Source organism: Variovorax pasteuri, assembly GCF_051216435.1.
In the GTDB taxonomy this organism is placed as follows: domain Bacteria; phylum Pseudomonadota; class Gammaproteobacteria; order Burkholderiales; family Burkholderiaceae_C; genus Variovorax.
Window position 1 is genome coordinate 18,827 of record NZ_JBPJZS010000018.1, and the last position, 22,496, is coordinate 41,322.

Below are 22,496 nucleotides of genomic sequence, written 5' to 3' on the forward strand. Positions count from 1 at the left end.
GTCGATCGTGCCTTGCCGTGTTCGTCGAGCTGTGCTCGGCGCACCAGCGCGGCCCGACAACCTACTCGCAGGTTCGTCAGGAGATTCCATGTTCCCTACTTCTTTTCAGGCTGCGCCGATCGTGCGATCCGCGCGCCGCCCCTTTCGCCCCGCCAGCCTTTGGGTTGTCGCGTTAACGCTCTGCGCGAGCACCATCAGCCTGAGCGCCTTCGCGCAGCAGACGCTCTCTCTCGACGCAGCGCTGCGGCTCGCCGAGGAGCGTTCGTGCCAACTCGTCGCACAAGACTCGGCCGCAGGCGCTGCACGCGCCATGGCCGTGGCCGCCGGGCAACTGCCCGATCCGGTGTTGAAGGCCGGTATCAACAACCTGCCGGTCAATGGAAGCGACCGCTTCAACCTCACGCGCGACTTCATGACGATGCGCTCGATTGGGGTGATACAGGAGTTCACCCGCTCCGACAAGCGCCAGGCCCGTGCGGCGCGCTTTGACCGAGAAGCCGAGGTCGCCGAAGGAAGTCGCGCCGTGGCCCTGGCCAACCTGCGCCGCGACACCGCAATCGCCTGGCTCGATCGCTACTACCAGGGTCGAATATGGGACCTGCTTCAAACGCAGCGCTCCGAGCTGAACCTGCAGATCGAGGGCTCCGATGCCGCCTATCGCGGCGGCCGTGGCACACAGGCTGACGTGTTCACGGCGCGCTCCGCATTAGCGCAACTGGACGATCGGATCCTTGCGCAGGAGCGCCAGATCGCCACGGCCAAGACGCGTCTGGCGCGCTGGGTGGGACCGGGCACGTCCCAGCCCTCGGCCACGCTCCCCGATCTGGGTTCCGTGCGTCTGGACGCCCGCGATCTGGAGGCCCAGATCGGTGAGCATCCGCAGATCGCGCTGATGGCGCGGCAGGAAGCCGTGGCGCGCGCGGAAGCTGACATCGCGCAAAGCAACAAGCGCTCCGACTGGAGCGTCGAGCTGATGTACAACCAGCGCGGCCCAGCGTACTCGAACATGGTCTCGCTCAACGTGTCCATTCCACTGCAGTGGGACCAGAAGAATCGCCAGGAGCGAGAACTGGCAGCCAAGCTGGCCACGGTCGAGCAACTGCAGGCCCAGCGTGAGGAAACGACGCGAGAGAGTGCTGCCGAGGCGCTCTCATGGCTCCAGCAATGGCAGAGCAACCGCAAGCGACTCGCGCTCTACGACAGCTCGCTCATGCCACTCGCCGCCGAACGCACTCAGGCGGTCCTGGCCGCATACCGAGGCGGTGCGAGCACCTTGGCCGTCGCGCTCGAGGCGCGGCGCATGGAGATCGACACACGCACAGAGCGCCTTCGCCTTGAGATGGAAACCGCCGCGTTGTGGGCCCAACTCGAGTTCCTGATTCCCGCCAACCATCCCGCGCTTGATACCAGCGCGCCTGTGGCCGCGGGCGAGACCAAAAGATCGCAGAAATGAAAACAAAACCTCTTGTCCTCGGACTGATCACGGTGGTCATCCTCGCTGCCGCAGCCTTCGGCGCCTATACCTTCGGGGTGCAGCGCGGAAGAACCATGGGCCCATCATCGACCGTCTCCGTTGCTGCGTCGACGATGGCCACAACCTCAGCGAGCGCAGAGGCTGTGCCTGCGGCCTCCCCCAACGAAACCGGAGAAGACGCAACGCGGCGCCACTTGGCAGCAGGGCTCAAGGCCGGCGACACCGACCCGGCCAATGGCAAGAAGATCCTCTACTACCACGACCCCATGGTGCCGGGAAACAGGTTCGACAAACCGGCCAAGTCGCCTTTCATGGACATGATGATGTCGCCCGTCTACGCAGGTGGTGACGGCGACCAGAACACTGTGACCGTGAGCGCGCGCGTGCAGCAGAACCTGGGCGTGCGAACCGCTCTCGTGGCCGAGGGTGCCGTATCGCCGCAGGTATCTACCGTGGGCAGCATCGCCTTCAACGAGCGTGACCAGGTCATCGTGCAGGCCCGGGCGACCGGTTACGTCGAACGCCTGAACGTGCGCGCCACGCTCGATCAGGTGAAAAAAGGCCAGGCCCTGGCCGAGCTCTATGTGCCCGAATGGATCGCGGCACAGGAAGAGTTCTTGTCGGTGCAGCGCATGCGCGGGACCGACCTGGCCTCGCTGGTCGACGGTGCGCGCCAACGCATGCGCCAAGTCGGCATGAACGACGGGCAGATCGACCTCGTCGCGCGCAGCGGTCGCACGCAGCCTCGTATCACACTGTTTGCGCCCATCAGTGGCGTCGTCACGGAACTGGCCGCACGTGAAGGCATGACGGTGAGCGCCGGCACCACGCTGTTCCGTATCAATGGCCTAGCCACCGTCTGGGCCAATGCCGAAGTACCCGAGAGCCAGTCGGCACTGGTGCGTCCAGGCGTCAGGGTGCAGGCCAGAACGTCTGCCGCGCCGGGCGAGACCTTCGACGGCAAGGTGCAAGCCCTTCTTCCCGATGTGAATCCGGCGACACGCACGCTGAAGGCACGCGTGGAGCTGACCAATCCGACCGGCAGGTTGGTGCCCGGCATGTTCGTGTCGATGCAGTTCACGAACATGCGTGCCGACAAGGGGCTGCTGATTCCGACCGAAGCCGTCATCCAGACGGGCAAGCGCTCGGTCGTCATGCTCGCGGAGGACAACGGCCGGTTTCGGCCGGTTGCCGTCGAGATCGGCCTCGAAAGCGGCGGTCAGACCGAGATCAAGCGCGGATTGCAGGCCGGCCAGCGCGTCGTGGCGTCCTCGCAGTTCCTGATCGACTCCGAGGCCAGCCTCAAGGGTGTCGAGGCGCGCCTGAACACCGCGCCGAGCGCTGCAGTTCCTGTGGCGGCAGTGGCCCCTGTCGCGCCGACTGCGGCGACCCCGAGGCATGTGGCCGAAGGCAAGGTGGAAAGCATGACCAAGGACGCGATCACCTTCTCGCATGGTCCGATCCCGACGATGAAGTGGGGGGCAATGACCATGGAGTTCAAGCTGCCGCCCGGCGGCGTCCCAGTCAACTTGAAGCCCGGCGACCGCGCGAGCTTCGAGTTCTTCATCGACACGGACGACCTGCCTCAGCTGACCCGAGTGACGCCCACGGCAAACGCTCCCATGGCTGGCACCTCTGCGAACTCCAAGGCCCCTCCGGTCGCCACGCCAGCTGCGCCCGCAACCCCGGGAAGCAAACCATGATTGCCAAGCTGATTCGCTGGTCCATCGCCAACCGCTTCCTCGTGCTGCTGGCCACGGTGATGCTCAGCGCCTGGGGCGTGTATTCCGTCTTGCGCACGCCGCTGGACGCGCTACCCGACCTCTCGGACGTGCAGGTCATCATCCGCACGAGCTACCCGGGGCAGGCGCCGCGCATTGTCGAGAACCAGATCACTTACCCCCTCACCACGACCATGCTGTCGGTGCCGGGTGCCAAGACGGTCCGCGGCTACTCCTTCTTCGGCGACTCGTTCGTCTACGTGCTGTTTGAGGATGGAACCGATCTCTACTGGGCGCGCTCGCGGGTGCTGGAATACCTGAACCAGGTGCAGTCGCGCCTGCCGGCAGGCGCAAAAGCCTCGCTCGGCCCCGATGCCACCGGCGTGGGCTGGATCTACCAGTACGCATTGGTCGACCGTAGCGGCACACAGGATGCCTCGCAATTGCGTGCCTTGCAGGACTGGTTCCTCAAGTATGAGCTGAAGACCGTGCCCAACGTGGCCGAGGTCGCCTCGATCGGCGGCATGGTGCGCCAGTACCAGGTGGTGCTCGATCCCGAGAAGCTCGCCGCCTACCGAATCCCTCACACCAAGGTGGTGGAGGCGATCCAGAAGGCGAACCAGGAAACCGGCGGCTCGGTGCTCGAGCTCGGCGAGGCGGAATACATGGTGCGCGCCTCGGGCTATCTCCAGGGCCTGGAAGACTTCCGCAAGATTCCGTTGATGACGACCGACGCCGGTGTGTCGGTGCGCCTGGGCGACGTGGCGCGCATTCAGGTCGGGCCCGAGATGCGCCGCGGCATCGGCGAGCTCGATGGAGAGGGCGAAGCCGTTGGCGGCGTGATCGTGATGCGCTCCGGAAAGAACGCGCTGGAGACCATCACCGCTGTCAAGGAAAAGCTCCAGACGCTGCAGGCGAGCTTGCCCAAGGGGGTGGAAATCGTCCCGACCTACGACCGATCCAATCTGATCGAGCGGGCGGTGCGCAACCTCGGCTTCAAGCTGCTCGAGGAATTCATCGTCGTCGCGGTGGTGTGCTTCATCTTCCTGTTCCACCTGCGTTCCGCGTTCGTCGCGATCGTCTCGCTGCCGATCGGCATCTTGGTGGCCTTCATCGTGATGCGCTATCAGGGCGTCAACGCCAACATCATGTCGCTCGGCGGTATCGCGATCGCTATCGGTGCGATGGTGGATGCTGCGGTGGTCATGATCGAGAACGCCCACAAGCACATCGAGAAGTGGAAGCACGATCACCCGGACCAGACGCTGCGCGCAGAGACCCACTGGCGCGTGATCGCGGACTCGGCCGCCGAGGTGGGCCCTGCGCTGTTCTTTTCGCTGCTCATCATCACGCTATCGTTCATCCCGGTCTTCACGCTGGAGGCACAGGAGGGACGCATGTTCTCGCCGCTGGCTTTCACCAAGACATACGCAATGGCGGCAGCAGCCGGCCTCTCGGTGACATTGATCCCGGTGCTGATGGGCTACCTGATCTGCGGCAAGATTCCCGACGAAAAGACCAACCCCTTGAACCGCCTCCTCATCGCGGTCTATAAACCGTTGCTCGATGCAGTGCTGCGCTGGCCGAAACTGACGCTGTCGGGCGCCGTGGTCGTGCTGGTGCTGAGCCTGTGGCCGCTGCAGCACATTGGTGGCGAATTCATGCCGCGCCTGGACGAGGGCGACCTGCTCTACATGCCCTCGGCACTGCCGGGCCTGTCGACGGGCAAGGCCGGCGAGTTGCTGCAGCAGACCGACCGGCTGATCAAGACGGTTCCCGAGGTGGCGAGCGTCTACGGCAAAGCCGGGCGCGCGGAGTCGGCAACCGATCCGGCGCCGATGGAGATGTTCGAGACGACCATCCAGTTCAAGCCGCGCGAGCAGTGGCGCGCTGGCATGACGCAGGACAAGCTGGTCGAGGAGCTCGACCGCATCGTCAAGGTGCCCGGCCTGACCAACATCTGGGTGCCCCCGATCCGCAACCGGATCGACATGCTGGCCACCGGCATCAAGAGCCCGGTGGGCGTGAAGGTGGCAGGCACCGACCTCGCCACCATTGACCACATCACAGGCGAGATCGAGCGCGTGCTCAAAAACGTACCGGGTGTGTCGAGCGCCTTGGCCGAACGGCTCACCGGCGGCCGGTACGTGGACGTGAACATCAAGCGCGACGAGGCTGCGCGGTTCGGCATGAACATAGCCGATGTGCAGTCGGTCATCGCCTCGGCAGTGGGCGGCGAGAACATCGGCGAGACGATCGAGGGACTGCAGCGCTTCCCGATCAACGTGCGCTACCCGCGGGAGATCCGGGACTCGCTGGAGCAACTGCGGGCGCTGCCGATCGTCACCGAGCGCGGCGCGCGGTTTGTGCTCTCGGACGTGGCGGACATCCGTGTCACCGACGGGCCGCCGATGCTGCGCAGCGAGAACGCGCGGCTGTCTGGCTGGGTCTACGTGGACATCCGGGGACGAGACCTGCGCTCGGCGGTGCAAGACATGCAGCGCGTCGTTGCGAAGGAGGTGAAACTCCCGCCAGGCTACGCGGTGTCGTGGTCCGGTCAGTTCGAGTTCCTGGAGCGGGCTACGGCGAAGCTAAAGGTGGTGGTGCCGTTCACGCTGCTGATCATCCTCGTGCTGCTGTACCTGACCTTCAAGCGCTTCGACGAGGCTTTGCTGATCATGGCGGCGCTGCCGTTTGCGCTGGTCGGCGGCATCTGGCTGCTCTACCTGCTCAGCTACAACCTTTCTGTTGCTGGCGCGGTCGGGTTCATCGCGCTAGCAGGGGTGTCGGCGGAGTTCGGCGTGATCATGCTGCTGTACCTGAAGCACGCTTGGGACGAGCGCATTGACGAAGGCAAGACGAGCACCGCCGACCTGCTGGACGCGATCCGGGAAGGCGCGGTGCTGCGCGTGCGCCCCAAGGCCATGACGGTCGCGGTCATCCTGGCGGGCCTGTTCCCGATCATGTGGGGGACCGGTACCGGTTCCGAAGTGATGCAACGCATCGCCGCGCCCATGGTGGGCGGGATGATCACCGCTCCGCTGCTGTCGATGTTCGTGATTCCTGCCGCTTATCTCCTGATACGCCGGCGGCGCAAGCCTCGCGATCAGTACACACCTCGCCGCGCTTTCTGGACGAGAAGGCATGATCAAACCTGATCGCCCGCAGCGACGGTGCGCTCCCTTTGGCATTGCACTGCTGTATCTGTGCCCAGCCTCGGTCAGCACGGCGGCGCTGCTTGTCGCAGAAGCAGGAGTGCTCGACACCCACAAGCCCTTCGTTCGCAACAAAGCTGGCGGCGACTTCAAGGTCGTCGCAGCGCGGCAGTTGTAGTCGCCGCAAGCCAGTCCCATCCACAAGGAAATTCCAGTTGCCGATCCTGCAAAAAATCCGCCAATGGGCCCGCCGTATCAAACACGACGCTGTGACCCTGTGGTTTGCGTGCCGCCATCCGCGCACTTCATGGCTGCCCAAAGCGCTGGCGGCCTTTGTCGTCGCCTACGCGCTCAGCCCGATCGACCTGATCCCGGATTTCATCCCGGTGCTAGGGTATCTGGACGATGTCCTCTTGCTGCCCGGCCTGATCTGGCTGGCGATCCGCCTGTTGCCGAAGGAGGTACTCGTCGAATGCCGTGTGCAGGCGCACGACTGGATACGGCGCGGCGAGGGCAAGCCGCGCAGCCCGTGGGGCATCGCTTTTGTTCTTGCAGTCTGGCTCGGTGTTGCGGTAGGTTTCTGGCTGTGGCTTCGATAAGGAGAAATCATCCATGAACCCCGCCGCATGGCCGCGCCGTTGCGCATGCAATTTGCTTGCGCTGTGTCTAAGCGGCTGGCACCGCGAAACGCCTCGCACGGCGAAGGCCATCGGGCTTTTCGTTGTCGTCTACGCGGCGAGTCCCGTGGACTGGCCCCCTGAAGTGGTGCCCATGTCGGGCTACTTGGACGACCTCGTATTGCTGACAGCCCTTTCATGGCTGGCAGTACGGATGCTGCCGCGAGGCGTATGGCAAGAGTGCCGCGTGAGGAGTGACGACTGGATCAACATCTGCGTCGGCTGGCTCAGCCGCGCGTCGACGACGCTCATGCTGGCGTTGGCTTTGTTGGCAGTCGCTGGGTGGCTCTGGGCGTGGTTCGTCGCTTGGGCGGGACGGTAAAACGAACGCGAGCTCGGCGCTCTACGTCAAGGCGACGAGGTAGAGGAGGTCGGCAAGCAGCCTGGCAGCCCTTGCGCACCCTCGGGTGGCAGGATGCCCCAGCGCACACGCACGCTGCGCGCGTCGTCCTCGCCCGCCCAGGGCAGGCGCAAGCTGCCGGTGCAGTTGGCGGTGGCCAGCAGCGGCTCCAGCAGCGCTCCCTCTGAGCGGAACTCCGGCGTGTCGAGGATCAGCACCATGCCGCCTTCGCGTGCCAGCGCGCCGGGGGACAGCCAGGGCGAGGTGCGCGGGTCGCCGTCGATCAGCAACTGCACGGCCGGGTCCATGTGCAGGACCACCGCGCCGGCGAACCAGGTGTCGCCCACCATCAGCCGCAGGGGACGGTCGCCAGCGCGCTCGCGCCACACGGCATCGACGGCCTCGGCGATCTGTCGCGAGGGCAGGTTGGCACGCGTGATGTAGCCGTGCCTTGCGCTCCAGACACCGTCGACCCAAGCTTGACCGAACGAACCTGCGACATGCAACAGTGCCGCCGCGGCGAGCGTGACGGCCCAGCGGCGCCGGCCCCAGCGCTCTGCCTCGAGACCCGGCACCACCGCCACTGCCCACACCGCAGCCGGCAGGAAGAAGGTGCTGAGCCACGACGCCACCAGGTGCGTCTGCAGCAGGGCCGACGCTGCCAGCACCAGGCACGCTGGCCCGAGGGTCGCCCAAGCGAGAAATCGCCGGTCGAAGCCATCCTGCGCCGCCGGTCGCACACCCGGGCTGCGCTCGCGGGTGAACCAGGCCACTGCGACGAACAGCAGCATCGGCGACAGCCGCGCGACCTGCACCAGCAGGATGCGAAGCGGCCGGGAGTGCACGTGCGCGGCCAGGCCCGAAGGATGCACCGAGTGCCGTGCGTAGCCGATGGTCTGGTTGCCATGATGCAACAGCCACACCAGGTGCGGCGCCATGAGCAGCAGTGCCACCGCGCCAGCGCGCAGCAGGTCGCGCCGCACGCGCGCATCGCGCCACGCTCCCTCGCGGACGATGAAGGCCGCGCCCACCGCGAACTGCACCACGGCGCTGTATTTGGTGAGCATCGACAGCGCGGCGAACACACCGAGCCATAGCCAGTCGAGGCGCCCCGTTGCCGGCGCGCGCAACACGCGCCACAGCATCCACCAGTAGCCTGCCATCGGCAGCAGCTGCACCGTGTTGTGGTTGAAGATGGTCGCGCGCTGCACGTGGTAGGTCACCAGCGTGCCGAGCAGCACGGCCAGCGCCGCCCGCGCGGGAGACATCATGCCCAGCGACCAGCGCCACAGGATGTAGAGAGCCCCTGCCCCGCAGCCCACTCCTGCGGCGTAGGTCAGCCAAGCCTGACGACCAGCCAGGGAGACCAGCAGGCCCATCAGCCAGCTCGGCAGCGGCGGATGCTTGTAGTAGCCCCATTCCAGGCTGCCGCCCCAGAAGAGCTCCTCGACGTTGTCCCACGGGGGTGTCTCGTAGAACGTTGCCATGGGCAAGGTCCAGAGCACCACCAGCATGCCGAGTGCGGCAAGGACCGCGCAGTGCAGTGGGAAAGGTCGCGCGGTCGCCGGCAGGGCACGACCGGCGGGGGATTCAGCCAAGAGTTCATCGCAGCCGTTTGTAGTACGACCGGCCTACCAGGGGCTGACTTGGCGTTCCGAATCCGCGACAAACATGGAGGCGTTCGCCGACGGTCCTCTGCCATTGCAAAACCGCGACGCGAAGCATGCGGCAAATAACGCGTCGCGAGCTTCGGCAGGTACGCAACCTTCTGCCTCTGACCTGCGCCTCGGGTCCCGAGGTCAGTCTCGGCGCTGCTCGGCGCGCTGAGGAATCAGCAGAACGCAACCGAGTATGAAAGCGCCCAGCGCGGCCGAAGCCGTGTAGCGGCTCAACGCGAGACCGCCGCTGCTGAGCGGCTTGTCGAGCAGATCACCCACGGTGGCGCCGAGCGGACGCGTGAGAATGAACGCAACCCAGAACAGGACCGTGTGCGACACCTTCGTCCACCTGTAGGCGGCTACCACGAGTGCGAGTCCCGCAGCAAAAAGGAGGGCGCCACCTTCGTAGCCCAGACCCAGGCCACCCTTGCTGTCTGCCATCCAGTCGCCGAGTGCCGTGCCCAGGGTCTGTGAAAAGAGGATGGTCGTCCAATAGAAAATCTCCGCCTTGCGCGACGAGATGTCCGACACGGAGACCGACCCCATCGCGCGGTGCCACAGGGCCAGGGTTGCGAGCAGCAACGTCAGCAGGATCGCCGTGCCTCCCAGGTAGCCGATGCCCAGCGACCGGTCGAGCAGATCGGCCAAGGTCGTTCCCACGGTGGTGGTTGCGATGATGACCGTCCAGAAGAGAAAGGGGTGGAACTTCCGGACGGAGATCTGCGCCGCCACGGCCACAATGAACAGCGTGGCGAAGATGGCGGTGCCGGTGAGATAGCCCAGACTCATCGACATGGTGACCGCGTCGCCACCGGTTTCGCCAAGCGTCGTCGCCGCAATCTTGATGACCCAGAACCAGAAGGTGACTTCTGCGATCTTGCCCACGCTGATGTGCCTTGGCGCTCCGGTGTCGTCAGTGATGCTCATCGGCGGCCTTGAGCGCGAGGTAGGTTCCGCGGTCGACTTCATGCAACTGCCGCGGATATTTTTCCGTCTCCGTGTACCAGGCATTCCTTCGCGATACGGCGTCCCTGGCGCCGATGTAAGCGTCTACCGCGAGGAAATAGCGCATTGCGTTGCGCTCGACCAGTCCATGCGTTCCTCCGATGTACTCGGGTTGGCCTTCTGGCTTTTGCCCAATCTCCGTGAAGCCGACCTTCGAGCGGCCGAAGGTGGCCAGGTAGGCCTCCATGGCGGTGCGAGTAAGGACGTTCTCGTCGTACGCGTACGAGAAATGCAGAAAGCTGTGGGTTGCATCGGCAGGCACGGCCTCGAAGGCGATCCGGTAGTTGCCGGTGCCCAGCGGTCCGGCCTGCGCACCGAGTCCCACCTCCAGGTGCTGTGGGGTCGCGTCGGCCACATGGAAATCGAAGGCCAGGCGAAAGGCACTGTCGACCGGTCGGTCGTACTTGCGCACCACGCTCAGCGCGACGACAGGGCGCCCGCCATTCTTCGATACTGCGCAGTCTCGATTGTTGATGTGCAGCAGCATGGCCTGGCACCAGGCTTCGGGCGTACGCAGGGCCGAGCTGATCGCCGAAGCCGGATGATCGACGATGGCGTACACATCGCCCTTGAATCCGTTCGTCGTCTCGCTCGCGTTCAGTATCAGGGGGCGTTTGAAAGTCGACCTGTCCAGCAAACCGTGCAACAGGAGGAGCTTGCCGCTCAGGTCTTCGGCGCCTGATGCCTGCACGGCAGATGCGCAAAACGCCATGACGACGGCAACAGTGACACCGGTCACGCGGCGTTGGAGTGAGTGCAGCAGGAACATGTTGCGGTCCAGTGTGAGATGGAGCGACTTAAGAAACACTTAATGGCCTGCAGCCTCCGGGGCTTCGCACCTTAAGCAGCGGTTAAGTCGCCCTCGCCTAGTCTCGCTGGCACCTCTATTTGCTGTCACCACGGGTCTCCATGGACATCATCAGCCTCGTCATCGATTTCGGACTCCACATCGACAAGCACCTCGAGGCATTCGTTGCTGCGTATGGACTGTGGGTCTATGCGCTTGTCTTCGTGATCGTCTTTGCCGAGACCGGCCTGGTCGTGACGCCCTTCTTGCCGGGCGATTCATTGCTTTTCATCGTCGGTGCGCTGTGCGGCATCGGGCTCATGTCCTGCGCAATCGCAGTACCGGTCCTGTTGGCGGCGGCCATTTCGGGGGATCAGTTCAACTTCGCGCTGGGGCGCTACTTCGGGCCGAAGGTGCTGCGGGGAGAAAGCTCGCGATGGCTCAATCGCAAGGCCTTCGACCGAGCGCACGCGTTCTATGGCCGCCATGGTGGCGTGACCATCGTTCTTGCCCGGTTCATGCCGTTCATCCGGACCTTCGTGCCATTCGTGGCCGGGGTCGCGCAGATGAGCCGGGGCAGGTTCAGTGCCTTCAACGTCATCGGGGGCATCCTGTGGGTGGTGGCACTGTGCCTGGCCGGTTACTTCTTCGGCAACCTGCCGGTGGTGAAGGATCACCTCGAAGTGATCATCTGGGCCTTGGTTCTGGTGCCGGGCCTTGTGGCTGCCGTGGGCGCATCCCGTTCGTCGGGCGCCCGGAAAGAGCTTCGCTGACGCGGTTGCTAATCGGATGGGGCGGCGCTGTTGTCGTGTCCGGTGGGCGCGCCGAACCGCACCCGCACTTCCAGTCCGGTCTGCTGCGGACCTTCATGCAAGGACACCGTCGCGCCGTGGCGCTCAGCAATCGATTTGACGATAGCCAGTCCCAGGCCACTGCCGGCCGGATCGCCTTCGCGCACATGCGGGCCGGCACCGCGAAAGAAGCGATCGAATGCGCGGGATCGTTCCGCGAGCGGAATGCCGGGGCCGTTGTCGGTCACGCGCAGAACGGCGGCGCCGTTGACGATGGCCGAACTCACGTCGACCGTGCTGCCACCGGGCGAATAGTGCAGAGCGTTCTGCACCAGATTGTTCAGCAGCGCCCGCAGTTCGTGAGGGTTTGCCAGCACGGAGGTCTTCGACATGGCGACCGCGCCCAGATCGATCTTCAGGAGCGAGGCGGCCGCCGCATGTTCCGACACCGTGTCGCGGACCAGTTGATCGAGGTCGACCTCTTCCTGGCCAGGGTTCTCACCTCTGGGTTCGGCGCGCGAGAGCTGAAGCAGTTGCTCGACCATGCGCTGCAGCCGATCGATGCCCTCGCGTGCATCGCGAAACGCGGCCGCGCGACTCTGGGTGTCATGCGTGTGCTCGAGCAGACCGATCTGCAAGCGCAAGGCGGTGACGGGCGAGCGCAGCTCATGCGCGGCATCGGCGACGAACCGCTGCTGCAGAGCGAACGCGGCGCCCAGGCGGTCCATCAAGCCGTTGAATGCACGGACCAGCGGCTGCAGCTCGCGCGGCATTTCGGTGCCCGCGATCGGCTCCAGCGTGAGCGCGTTGCGTTGGGCGATCTGCGCAGTTGCCTCGTGCAGCGGATGCAATCCCCGGCGCAGCGCCAACACCAGCAAGCCTGCGATCATGAGCGCCAGCAGAAGCAACGGGAGCAGCAGCTTGGACGCAGCTTCCACCGCCATCTCCTGTCGGGCGGCAGTGCGCTGCGCGGCCAGCACCACGAAGTTGCCTTCGACGACGGTGCAGGTGCGCCATTCGACACCGTCGAGGGTCGCGCGGCGCGCTCCAGCCTCCGGATGAAACTGGAACGCGAGAGCGCCGTCCGGAACACCGACGGGTTGGCCGTCGCGCCGCCAGACGCGCGTGACCAGGTCCGACTGGTCCGGAGCGCGCGTGCGCGGTTGCGCGGCCTGGGCAATGGCCGGAAGGGCCTGCCCTTCGGCGTGGTAGCGCCCGACTGCTGCGGCCACTTCGCGCAGGTTTTCGTCCAGCACTTCGTTCATTTCGTCGAGCACGAAGACGTATGCCACGAGCACGAGCACGATCGAGCCGAACGCCAGGGCGCCGAGCGTCCATTGCAGCAGTCCGCGTCGCAGCGAGCGCAAGATCAGTCCGCGACGCGGTAGCCGACGCCGCGCACGTTGACGATGACGGCGGCGCCAAGCTTTTTGCGCAGGTAGTGCAGATGCACTTCGATCGCATTGCTGCCGATCTCTTCGCCCCAGCCGTACATCGACTCCTCCAGTTTCTCGCGCGAGAGCACCACGCCGGGACGCTGCATCAGTGTTTCAAGCAGGGCGAACTCTCGCGCCGACAGCGCAACGGGTTGCCCGCCCTGGGTGACCGTCTTGCGCAGCGGGTCCAGCACCAAGTCGCCTGCGCTCAGCGACGAAGAGCCGCTTCCGGCGTGTCGGCGCAGCAGCGCACGCACGCGTGCCACCAACTCGTCCATGTCGAACGGCTTGACCAGGTAGTCGTCGGCACCGGCATTGAGCCCGGCGATACGTGCCGCGACGGCATCGCGCGCGGTCGCGATCAGCACCGGCAGGTGGTTGCCGCCTCGTCGCACACTGTCGAGCAGCGCCATGCCGTCCTTGACGGGCAGTCCGAGGTCCAGGATTGCCAGGTCGTACACGCCGTTGCGCAACGCCAGTTCGGCAGCCGCGCCATCGTGTGCCCAGTCAACGGCGAAGCCGGCGTTGAGCAGGCCCTGGCGAACGGCCTTGCCGATCATGGGATCGTCTTCGACGAGCAACAGACGCATGGATGGACCGGTGCCTTCATTCGCGATGCAGGAAGTGGAGCGCGGCGCTCTCGCAGGCATCGTAGCGCGTCAGCAGCGCGACCATCCATTTTTCGAGCCGGCTGCGCAGGCGCCACGCCGGGGCAGCGCCGAGCATTGCCACCGGCAGTGCGGCGGCAATGTCGAAAGGAAAGTGCACGCCCAGGTAGACACGGGCCCAGCCAACCACAAGGCCGAGCGCCAGAAGCGGGAACACCAGCCACGATCCGCGTGCCGAAGCGAGCGTTGCGAACGCGACCGTCCATATCAGCGTGACGTGGTCACTCGGCAGGCCCGGGTCGTCCACATGCGCCAGGAACTGATGACCCATGTGCATTGCGAACGGCCGCGGGGACGGCCACGCCATGCCGAACAGTTGCGCCATGCCGAGCGCGAGCAGCACGGACAGCGCGATGTAGAGAAGGTCGAGCCGCGTGCGCTGGCCTCCGCGCAACCAGAGTACACCGCCGACGACAGGAAGAGTGAAGATCAGCCACTGGGCGCAAAGGCGCGCAAACGCCAGCGTCAGCGGTGCGGGCTGCGGGCCGGCGTTGATGAGTTCGAACAAGTGGGCGTTGCTGAGGATCATGCGACCCGTGATCTTCGGCGGTTGTTGCTTAAATGCGACTTAAGCATATGCAAAGAGACAGGGCTGCAGCAGATCGTCTTGCCCTTCGCCGACTCGAAGCGGGCCAGCAATCGGCAACGCCAGGTCAGTCTGGTCGCCGCGCAGCTAAGGTGCCTTCAGATTGCCTTTGAGCTTCGCGTGATTTCCCATCTGGCCGTTCGAGGCCGTGTTGTCAGGCGTCCGCCAGTCTCAGAGGGCTGCGGGCGACAAGTGAGGTTTCATTGTCCGGCCAGAACTGTAGTTGCCTGAAGAGCTTGGGACTGTCGAAACTGCGCCCGCGATGTTCTGGGTTGGGCACTTCACGGCACACGCGACTCCCAAGACGCGGGTCGATCGCACTGCGCATCAGTGCATCAACCAGCGGATGCCAAAGTCGGGTGGGCTGTATGTCCGGGACTTCGAGAAACGACGGCGAGATGTCAACATTCGAGTGGATGGACCTCTGATCTTCATAGCGGCTCACTTTTCATAGCGTCCAGACGCCCCGCTGGGAGTACGTCTTTTCACATGCAGTAGACCCCCATCGCGAGAAGAGGCTTTTGAGGGGTACAGTCCCATCCGCCAAGACAACCTTCTAAAGGACTTAGAGATGATGCAAGACCCCGTGCGGACCGGGATTCCAGGGCTAGACGAGGTGCTTTTGGGAGGCGTTCAGCGAAACAACAATATCCTCGTCGAAGGCGCCCCCGGCGCCGGAAAAACCACTCTGGGACTGGCTTTCATTCACGCCGGTGCGGCCGTCTACGACGAACCCGGCGTGATCGTCTCCTTCGAGCTCGATCCCGAGAAACTGTTGCGGGACGCCAAGGGGTTCAACTGGGACTTGCAGCGGCTCATCGATGAGCGCAAGGTCAAGATCATCCAGACCTCGCCGGCGGTTCTTCTAAATGAATTCCGCTCCGCGGACGGAGCATTCACCGCAGAGCTGGCCTCGATCGGTGCGCGCAGGTTGATGATCGATGGCCTGACGCCGCTTCGGCTCTATGCCGAGGCCAACGACAAGCCGTTTCGCGAGGATGTTCACCTGCTTGTCGAAGGTCTCGCCCGGCTCGGCGTCACGACCCTTGTCACCGCAGAACGCGCGGAAACGAAGCAGGAAGCGCATGCGCACGAGCGATTCGTCTTCGACACCATCATCTCGCTGACCCGCACCGAAGTGCGTCGCCGAGTCCATAGGACCCTGGCGGTCGTCAAGTCCCGCGGCCAGGATTTCCTCAGTGGAAGTCATTCGATGCGCATCGAGGCCGGCACGGGCATTCACGTGTATCGGCGTGCTCAGTCGCGGCCCAAGGTCGATGAGGACCAACCCACGTCGAGCGAACGTGTGTCCGTGGGATGCGCCGCGCTGGACGTGATGATGGCCGGCGGGCTTTACGAGGGCTCGATCACCATGGTCACCGGCATCTCCGGGTCCGGGAAAACGGTTCTGGGCGTGCAGTTCCTCACCACGGCCGTGCTGGCTGGGCGGAGGGCGCTGCTGGTGACCCTGGATGAGCATCCGCGTCAGCTGATCCGCAACGCGGCCAGCCTAGGCTTCGACCTGGAGAGACTGGTTCGGCAGGGCTCACTCTTTATTCACTACGAGTCGCCCCTGGAACTGGAACTGGACGTGCACTTCGACCGGGTGACCAAGCTGGTGAAGAAGGAGGGCATCGACTGCATCGTCTTCGACTCGGTGGCCGTCTACGAGATGGCGAGTCCCGACCAAGCCTCCGACTTTCTCTATGCGCTGGCCGATTTCGTCAAAGGTCGGCTCGCGACGGCGTTCTTCAACTACGAGAGTCCCGAGCTCCTGGGCGTCTCTCAGATCAGCCAGGAGCTCAAAGGCTCGCACCTGGTCGACAACATCATTCTGCTGAGCTATGTGGAAATCTCCACGCGCCTGCGTCGCGCGATCGCAGTGCCGAAGGTGCGCGGGAGCAAGAACATCCAGACGACGCGGGAGTACGTGATCGGCGCAGGCGGCATCTCCTTGCTCGACGAATCGGCGGCCGAAGGAGAGGACGCTGCACCCGTGCCGCAGTTGCCTTTCTCTTCCTACTACGGGCTGCTGGCGCGCTCGCCGTCGCGCAAGAGCCCGGTGATCGAGGACGCTGTCGCGCACGGCAAGGCGTTGCCGGATTCACCGGAGCTGCCTCCCGAGACGACCAAGTGAACGCCAGCGCCGACGCCCAGAGCCCTGAGAACCGTCCGACGGGGTTGGACTGGGAAGGCTGGCGTCGCGCCTTGGCGCGTTTCGCCGCGGCGACCGAACTTTGCGTCTGCGCCTACGACCTGGACTGCGAAAGGCAGGCCGGGTTATTTGCCTCTTCGAAGGTCGCGCGCCTGCTGGCGGCGGCAGGTGTATGGAACGAGGGCCGCCTGGGCGACAGGATCGAGCGAGACCTCGCCGCCAAGGTCTTTGAGACGAGTGTCCCCCAGTACGCCAGCGTTTGCGACGAGTTGCGCCTGCAGGCTGTGCCAATGTTGATTGGAGGCCAGGTGCGTGGGGTGATCGTCTACGGATGGGCGTTCGCCACCTTCGGAACGCCGCTGGGATGCGAGCGCATCGCCCGTCAGCTCGGTGTCGACGGTGCACGACTTTGGGCGGAGGTGCGGTTGGAGTCACCCGTTCCCGCGTTGCGCATGACGGTGTACACCGAACTGCTCGAAACCATGATCGAGTCTACGGTCCGCCACGCCGAGGCGGTCGAGCACCTTCAAGAGCTCAGTCGACTGCGAGAGGTGTTTCTTGCCAGCGTGTCGCACGAGCTTCGCACGCCGTTGTCCGTGCTCGGCATGCGAATCGAGATCTTGCTGCGTGGTGCGCTCGCCGATCCGGAGGCCATCAGGGCCTCTCTGGTCAACATGAAGTACCACGTGAATACCGAGGCGCGGCTGGTCGAGGATCTCATCGAGGCGGCGCGAACCCGCACCGGCCAGTTGCGCATCGACATGCACCCTGCGTCGCTTCGCGACGTCCTCAAGGCCGCGGTGTCTGCCGTGGTGCCGCACGCCGAGGCCAAGCAAATTTCCATCGTGATTCCAGAACTGGACGAACTTGGCGAACTGCCACTCTTGGCCGACCCGCATCGTCTGCAGCAGGTGTTCTGGAATCTTCTGTCCAACGCAGTCAAGTTCACTCCGGCATCCGGACGCATCGAGATGCGGTTGCATTGCGACGCGCAGACGTACACCGTTTCGGTGACGGACACGGGCAGCGGCATCGAAGAGGCGCTACTCCCGCACGTGTTCACACCGTTCACGAAGCAGCTCAAGGCGAACGCCCAAGGGCTGGGCCTGGGCCTTTCCATCGCCCGTCACATCGTTGAGCACCACGGCGGGACGATCCGGGTGGAAAGCGCCGGGAGTCATGCCGGGGCGACGTTCCATGTCACGTTGCCGGTGAATTTGCCACCGGCACAAGGTGCAACGTAGCAGGGGGCGACCGTGCGCCGGGACTGGAGCATCGCAGACTCGGAAAAATCCATACGGCAAATCCTTACAACGGTCGTCATACCTTGATGACGATTGGCCTTGAGCCTTGCGCCACGATAGGGAATCGAAAAGAATTCTTTGACCGACTACCCAATGGCACGATTGCCGGAGCTGCATCATGACCACAGAAAACTACTCCTCTGGGTTGCTGGAAAACGAGCAGGTGGTGGAGGTGCTTAATGAACTGCTGGAAACCGCGCGGGACGGAGAGTTTGGCTTTCAAGCCTGCGCTGACGAGGTGGCTGCACCGAACCTTCAGCAATTGTTCTATCACCGTGCCGAGCAGTGCCACGAAGCTGCCGACGAATTGGTTCTGTTGATCTGGCGCTTTGGTGGCACTCCTGCCGAGCGAAGCACGGTCAGAGGAACCATGCATCGCAGCTTCGTCCGCAACAATGGTGCCGTGGGCACGGGCAGCGACTTGTCGATGCTGGAGGATTGCGAACGAAGGGAGGACGCGTCGGTGGCGCGTTACCGCAAGGCGCTGAAGCAGAATCTGCCGCCCGAGGCACGCCGCTTTGTGGAACGTCGAGCACAGAACGCTCAACGCAATCACGCTCAAATTCGTGAGCTGCGCAGCGATACGCGCTCCCACGATTGAAGGCGACCCCGCCCCGGGGCGAGTTAGTGTCCGCAGTTAAGGTCGCTCACCAACAATGAGGGCGGTCAGTACCTTTAAAGCGCCCGCAAGAGCGGAGCCTCAGGGAATCAGCGAGTAGCACGAGCTCTTAGTGGCTGCTAAGCCGGCTATCCAAGGGTCTAGCAGGCTGCGCTTTTTGGGCGGCTGTGCCATTCCTGAATGAAATGACTTGCGCGAAGCTGGACGCGCTCTTAGACACTGGGGCAGCAGACTCACTCACGTCCAGGACTGTGGGGGATGTTGTGCGACTGAGCCTGCCTCTGCAGGGTGGGACCGCCGAGCGTGTAAATTACCTGGGCTTTCAGGCCCTCGCGCCGCAGTGCACCGCCCGGCGCCGTGTTGCGCAGCCATGGTGGCGAAGTCGAATAGCGCCTACCAATCTCCTCGACCAACAGTTCACGCACCACCGGAAACTTATGCACGTGCCGATGGCCATCGATGAAGGCGGGCGCGCGTCCCATGGCATCCTCGAAGCGCGCGAGTTGGTCGCGAATGTCGGTTCTCAGTCCGTCCGTGAACACCGTTCGCGTATAGGTCCGCACGAGCAACGCCGCCAGGCCAGGCTCGGGTCCATCCACCTGCGACGGCCGTGTCAGGTCGAGATGCAGGCCGACATCGAGCCCTTCGAGGGCGAGATGGCGCAGCACTCGCGCGCCGTCCGGCCAGGCGCTGCGCCGCACCATGCCGCTGGTGGCAGAAATTTTGCCGCGCTGGGCCAAGTCGACGACTGCCGCATTAACACCGGCGCCCAAGCCGAAGTCGTCGGCACAAATGCAAACCTCTTGCATCGCTGCTTTCTTGGAACCGTCGGCCTCAGTCATTGCCGCCCGCTCCGGAAGCCGTTGCGGCGGGCACGGAATCCAGGCAGTGCGGGTCGCTTGTGGCACTCCCCGCGAAACGCCATGCGGCGAGAGCATCGTTGACCACCACCAATTGCGCGCGAGCCAGCCAGGCGTTGGCGAGGTGCGCGATGTTCGGCCCGACAATCCAGGTGGTGCGCGGCACGCAGAGCGCGGCAGCCAGTCGGTTCCGGTCTAGCAACGTCGCAGCGGTGCGCGTGGGTTCAAAGCGTCCCGCATCGGACAGTTCCTTGCGCCAGTTGTCGCGCGTGTCTCGTGCTGCAGCCTCCCAGTCGTCAGATACCAGCACCGGCTCGCGCAGGTCCCAGTAGAAGGGAATCTCGTAGGTATAGCTGTCGAGCATCAGTACCCGCTCGCCGGGCGCGACCGACATGCCGGCAGGTAGCTGCAGGCGAGTGCCAGGCGGCACCGAGTAGATCGCAATGGCCGCCACGCAGGCCAGGCACACTGCAGCGGAGGCCAGCGTGGTCGCGCGCAACCGATTCCGTAGCCCATCGGGCGCGCGGCCGGCGAACACGCGTTGCACAATCAGGTAGGCGAGCGGCGGCAGCGCCGGAAGCACGTACCCCACGAGCTTGGAGCGTGGCATCGAAAAGAACACCACGATCACCGCGAGCCAGATCCACATGAGCCAGTCGACGTCGGAACGCTCGGGGCGCGTGTCGCCATCCTTGCCGCGCGGCACCAGCATCCAGGCGAACCATGGCAGTGTGAGCCCCGCCAGCACCGGCAGGTAGAACCAGAAGCCATGCTCGTTGTTGAAGCCCGACGAAGCGAAGCGCCGGAAGTGCTGTGTAACGACAAAGTAGTCGAAGAACCCCGGGTACTTAATCTGCATGCCCACGAACCACGGACCGGCGACGACCAGCAGCAGAGCCCAACCGGGCAACCACAGCGCAAGCTGTAGCGCCGCGAGTCTACGCGTCGTGGCACACCAGATCGCGATGACCATCACAGGCAGCACCAGCCCGATGAGTCCCTTGGCCAGCAGCCCGGCCGCGGCGAATAGGTAGGCGCCCGCGAGCAGAATTCGCCACGCTTCTCCCCGCTCCTTCGCCAATGCCGCGCTAGCCGCCGACAGCACTGTGCACGCGATGCATCCGGCCACCAGCATGTCAAGGTTCGCGAACTGCGCACCCAGGAAGAAGAACGGAGTAGTCACCAGTACCACGGTCGACAGCAGCGCAATGTGCGCCGTCGACCATTGGCGAAGAAAAAGGTGTAGCGCCGCCGCGCCCGCGACCGCGCCGAGCACAGAAGGCAGCCGCACTGCCCATACCACCGGGCCCGACACCGACATCGCTGCGGCGCCGATCCAGTAGAAAAGCGGCGGCTTGTGAAAGAAGGGCAGGCCGTCCAGCCGCGGCACCAGCCAGTCGCCGGAGCGCAGCATGGCGAACGCGACGCTGCCGTAGCGGCCCTCGTCGGGGGCCATCAGGGGGCGTACCCATGCTGTGGCCAACAGCCACGCGAAGAGCGCCAGCACGAGCCACAGGAGGCGAGGGGAAGTCCAGCCCGCCGAGCTGTTGCGCTTCATTGCGTGTCGGACCTCAGGCCGGTTCCGTGTTCACAACTCACCACGTACAAAGGGCGGCCCTTGACTTCCTCATAGATGCGCGCGATGTACTCGCCCACGATGCCTGTGGAAATCATCTGCACGCCAATGAAGAACATCAGGCTCACGACGATAGTGGTCCAGCCGGAGACTGCGTTGCCGAACAGTAGGTAGTCGATGCTCACATAGATGGCATAGCTGAACGCGGGCAGCGCAAACATCAGCCCGACCACGCTGACCATGCGCAGCGGCCATGTCGTGAAGGCGGTGAGCCCGTCGATGGCCAGGCGCACCAGGCGACGCGCGTTGAAAGTGCTGGCACCCTCCGCGCGCGGCGCGGGCGTGTACGGCATGGCTACGGCGCGGAAGCCCACCCAGGCATACAAGCCTTTCATGAAGCGGCTGCGCTCTGGCAGACTCATGAGTGCATCAACCACCTTGCGGTCCATCAAGCGGAAGTCGCCCGCATCCTTGGGAACGGCGAAGCGGTCCGAGGTGTCGAGCAGTCGGTAAAAGAGGCCGCTGCCGAATTGCTTGAATCGGCTTTCGTCGGTGCGCGCCTCGCGTACTGCATAAACCACCTCGGCACCAGCAACCCATTGGGTGATCATCTTATGGATGAGGTCGGGCGAGTGCTGCAGGTCACCATCGAGCAGTACCACAGCGTCGCCGTTGGCCGCGGCCAGGCCCGCGGTGAGCGCGGCCTCCTTGCCAAAGTTGCGCGACAGCGAGATGCAGCGAAAGCCCGAAAGCTCGCACCAGGCACGTGCAATTTCCGCGGTGTCGTCGGTGCTGCCATCGTCCACCACGATGACTTCCCAGCGCAGTCCCGTGGCCCAGAGGATCTCTTCGAGCCGGGGCAAGAGGTGCCGCAGGTTGGCACCCTCGTTGAAACACGGAATGACGCAGGAAATGCCGGGCACCTGGAGTGCGGATGGCGCCGGTGCATCCAAAAGGTCGAGCGCAATTCGTGATTCCTCCGCCGATGTGGTGGTGCCCTCGATGCTCATGGCGGCCGCCGCGCTTGCGTCTATGGCGTTCGTCGACGAAATCATGAAGGCCTCCACGGTGAACCCGTCGGATGAGTAGTCGGACGCGGGTTCGTTCGCAAGATGAAAAGAACCAGCCAGCGGCCGATGGCGAGCGTGCCGGCGATCACCGCGCCAAGCAACAGGCCGGCCGCGATGTCCAGAGGGAAATGAACACCCACGTACACCCGAGCCCATCCGGTGATGGCGGCCAGCGCCAGCAGCGGCACGCTCCATCGGCGCAGGGCGGGTCGTAAGCTGAAGGCCAGCGCCACCATGAACATCACTGACGCGTGCGTGCTCGGCAATGAACCGCGGCCGGCATGGGCGATATAGGCCGGCGCCAACTCGAGCATGAAGGGGCGGGGTATGTTGAGCGACATTGCGATGGCATGTGACAGCAGCGATGTCAGCCCCGCTGCGGCGGCGACGATGCACAGGTATGCGCGGTCGTCGCGGTGCCGCCACAGCACCGTGCAGAGGATGGCCGCGCTCAGCCAACTGCCCCAGAGCGCGACAGTCGAGGCGATGGCAAGCAGCCACGGCACGGGACGGCTGCCGGCCGTGAGCCAGTGGAAGAGCGTGAGGTTCAGCGCGTTCACGGCGTGACCCCAAGGGAGAAAAAGGAGAAGACAGGCGCAGGGCGGCACCTGGCG

The 22,496-nt window shown here is 64.6% G+C and carries 20 protein-coding genes and 1 pseudogene; 11 read left to right on the forward strand and 10 right to left on the reverse strand.

Features of this window, described 5'->3' with window-relative positions:
• The first annotated feature begins 88 nt into the window (after positions 1 to 88).
• From ACSFBM_RS33635 to ACSFBM_RS33660, 6 genes are read left to right on the forward strand one after another with little or no spacing between them, the layout of a single operon-like run.
• Positions 89 to 1,453, forward strand: coding sequence for a TolC family protein (locus ACSFBM_RS33635; protein ID WP_435488264.1), 1,365 nt, complete (start codon positions 89 to 91; stop codon positions 1,451 to 1,453).
• A complete protein-coding gene (locus tag ACSFBM_RS33640; protein ID WP_435488265.1) occupies positions 1,450 to 3,177 on the forward strand; it encodes an efflux RND transporter periplasmic adaptor subunit in 1,728 nt (575 codons plus the stop codon). The genes ACSFBM_RS33635 and ACSFBM_RS33640 overlap by 4 nt, the downstream gene beginning before the upstream one ends.
• Entirely contained in the window at positions 3,174 to 6,353 is a 3,180-nt protein-coding gene (locus tag ACSFBM_RS33645) for an efflux RND transporter permease subunit (protein WP_435488266.1), read from the forward strand. Before ACSFBM_RS33640 ends, ACSFBM_RS33645 begins: the two co-directional genes overlap by 4 nt.
• Entirely contained in the window at positions 6,340 to 6,528 is a 189-nt protein-coding gene (locus ACSFBM_RS33650) for a hypothetical protein (RefSeq protein WP_435488267.1), read from the forward strand. The genes ACSFBM_RS33645 and ACSFBM_RS33650 overlap by 14 nt, the downstream gene beginning before the upstream one ends.
• A 37-nt stretch (positions 6,529 to 6,565) precedes the next feature.
• A complete protein-coding gene (locus ACSFBM_RS33655; protein WP_435488268.1) occupies positions 6,566 to 6,949 on the forward strand; it encodes a YkvA family protein in 384 nt (127 codons plus the stop codon).
• 13 nt (positions 6,950 to 6,962) lie between these two features.
• A complete protein-coding gene (locus ACSFBM_RS33660) occupies positions 6,963 to 7,349 on the forward strand; it encodes a YkvA family protein (RefSeq protein WP_435488269.1) in 387 nt (128 codons plus the stop codon).
• Positions 7,350 to 7,375: 26 nt separating this feature from the next.
• Here the strand turns inward: ACSFBM_RS33660 and ACSFBM_RS33665 are convergent, their stop codons facing one another.
• From ACSFBM_RS33665 to ACSFBM_RS33675, 3 genes are all read right to left on the reverse strand, one after another.
• Positions 7,376 to 8,854, reverse strand: coding sequence for a glycosyltransferase family 39 protein (locus ACSFBM_RS33665; RefSeq protein WP_435488270.1), 1,479 nt, complete (start codon positions 8,852 to 8,854; stop codon positions 7,376 to 7,378).
• Between the two features lie 312 nt (positions 8,855 to 9,166).
• The gene (locus ACSFBM_RS33670; protein ID WP_435488271.1) at positions 9,167 to 9,952 is read right to left on the reverse strand and encodes a COG4705 family protein; all 786 of its coding nucleotides are present in this window, start codon (positions 9,950 to 9,952) and stop codon (positions 9,167 to 9,169) included.
• Positions 9,939 to 10,799, reverse strand: coding sequence for a hypothetical protein (locus ACSFBM_RS33675; RefSeq protein WP_435488272.1), 861 nt, complete (start codon positions 10,797 to 10,799; stop codon positions 9,939 to 9,941). Before ACSFBM_RS33675 ends, ACSFBM_RS33670 begins: the two co-directional genes overlap by 14 nt.
• Positions 10,800 to 10,939: 140 nt before the next feature.
• Between ACSFBM_RS33675 and ACSFBM_RS33680 the strand changes: the two genes are divergently transcribed.
• Positions 10,940 to 11,590: a DedA family protein gene (locus ACSFBM_RS33680; RefSeq protein WP_435488273.1), complete on the forward strand. Its 651-nt coding sequence runs from the start codon at positions 10,940 to 10,942 to the stop codon at positions 11,588 to 11,590.
• A gap of 8 nt (positions 11,591 to 11,598) precedes the next feature.
• Here the strand turns inward: ACSFBM_RS33680 and ACSFBM_RS33685 are convergent, their stop codons facing one another.
• From ACSFBM_RS33685 to ACSFBM_RS33695, 3 genes are read right to left on the reverse strand one after another with little or no spacing between them, the layout of a single operon-like run.
• Positions 11,599 to 12,975 (reverse strand): sensor histidine kinase, encoded by a 1,377-nt coding sequence (locus tag ACSFBM_RS33685; RefSeq protein ID WP_435488274.1) that lies wholly within the window; start codon positions 12,973 to 12,975, stop codon positions 11,599 to 11,601.
• Positions 12,976 to 12,977: 2 nt separating this feature from the next.
• Positions 12,978 to 13,634 (reverse strand): response regulator, encoded by a 657-nt coding sequence (locus ACSFBM_RS33690; protein ID WP_435488275.1) that lies wholly within the window; start codon positions 13,632 to 13,634, stop codon positions 12,978 to 12,980.
• Between the two features lie 16 nt (positions 13,635 to 13,650).
• Positions 13,651 to 14,241 (reverse strand): undecaprenyl-diphosphatase, encoded by a 591-nt coding sequence (locus tag ACSFBM_RS33695; protein ID WP_435488276.1) that lies wholly within the window; start codon positions 14,239 to 14,241, stop codon positions 13,651 to 13,653.
• A gap of 334 nt (positions 14,242 to 14,575) precedes the next feature.
• Between ACSFBM_RS33695 and ACSFBM_RS33700 the strand changes: the two are divergent.
• From ACSFBM_RS33700 to ACSFBM_RS33715, 4 genes and pseudogenes are all read left to right on the forward strand, one after another.
• Positions 14,576 to 14,731 (forward strand): annotated as a pseudogene (locus tag ACSFBM_RS33700) (LysR family transcriptional regulator); the annotation flags it as partial.
• Between the two features lie 138 nt (positions 14,732 to 14,869).
• The gene (locus ACSFBM_RS33705; protein ID WP_435488277.1) at positions 14,870 to 16,435 is read left to right on the forward strand and encodes an ATPase domain-containing protein; all 1,566 of its coding nucleotides are present in this window, start codon (positions 14,870 to 14,872) and stop codon (positions 16,433 to 16,435) included.
• On the forward strand, positions 16,432 to 17,697 hold the full coding sequence (locus ACSFBM_RS33710; protein ID WP_435488278.1) for a sensor histidine kinase: 1,266 nt from the start codon (positions 16,432 to 16,434) through the stop codon (positions 17,695 to 17,697). The genes ACSFBM_RS33705 and ACSFBM_RS33710 overlap by 4 nt, the downstream gene beginning before the upstream one ends.
• Before the next feature lie 178 nt (positions 17,698 to 17,875).
• Complete coding sequence (locus tag ACSFBM_RS33715; protein WP_435488279.1) at positions 17,876 to 18,358, forward strand: ferritin-like domain-containing protein; 483 nt, start codon at positions 17,876 to 17,878, stop codon at positions 18,356 to 18,358.
• A 251-nt stretch (positions 18,359 to 18,609) separates the two neighbouring features.
• On the opposite strand, the gene ACSFBM_RS33720 is transcribed toward ACSFBM_RS33715, so the two are convergent.
• From ACSFBM_RS33720 to ACSFBM_RS33735, 4 genes are read right to left on the reverse strand one after another with little or no spacing between them, the layout of a single operon-like run.
• Complete coding sequence (locus tag ACSFBM_RS33720) at positions 18,610 to 19,218, reverse strand: ChbG/HpnK family deacetylase (protein ID WP_435488280.1); 609 nt, start codon at positions 19,216 to 19,218, stop codon at positions 18,610 to 18,612.
• A complete protein-coding gene (locus ACSFBM_RS33725; RefSeq protein ID WP_435488281.1) occupies positions 19,211 to 20,794 on the reverse strand; it encodes an ArnT family glycosyltransferase in 1,584 nt (527 codons plus the stop codon). Before ACSFBM_RS33725 ends, ACSFBM_RS33720 begins: the two co-directional genes overlap by 8 nt.
• Positions 20,791 to 21,867 carry a glycosyltransferase family 2 protein gene (locus ACSFBM_RS33730; protein ID WP_435488282.1) on the reverse strand — a complete coding sequence of 359 codons (1,077 nt, stop codon included), beginning with the start codon at positions 21,865 to 21,867 and terminating at the stop codon, positions 20,791 to 20,793. Before ACSFBM_RS33730 ends, ACSFBM_RS33725 begins: the two co-directional genes overlap by 4 nt.
• On the reverse strand, positions 21,864 to 22,442 hold the full coding sequence (locus ACSFBM_RS33735; protein WP_435488283.1) for a phosphatase PAP2 family protein: 579 nt from the start codon (positions 22,440 to 22,442) through the stop codon (positions 21,864 to 21,866). Before ACSFBM_RS33735 ends, ACSFBM_RS33730 begins: the two co-directional genes overlap by 4 nt.
• Positions 22,443 to 22,496 lie beyond the last annotated feature (54 nt).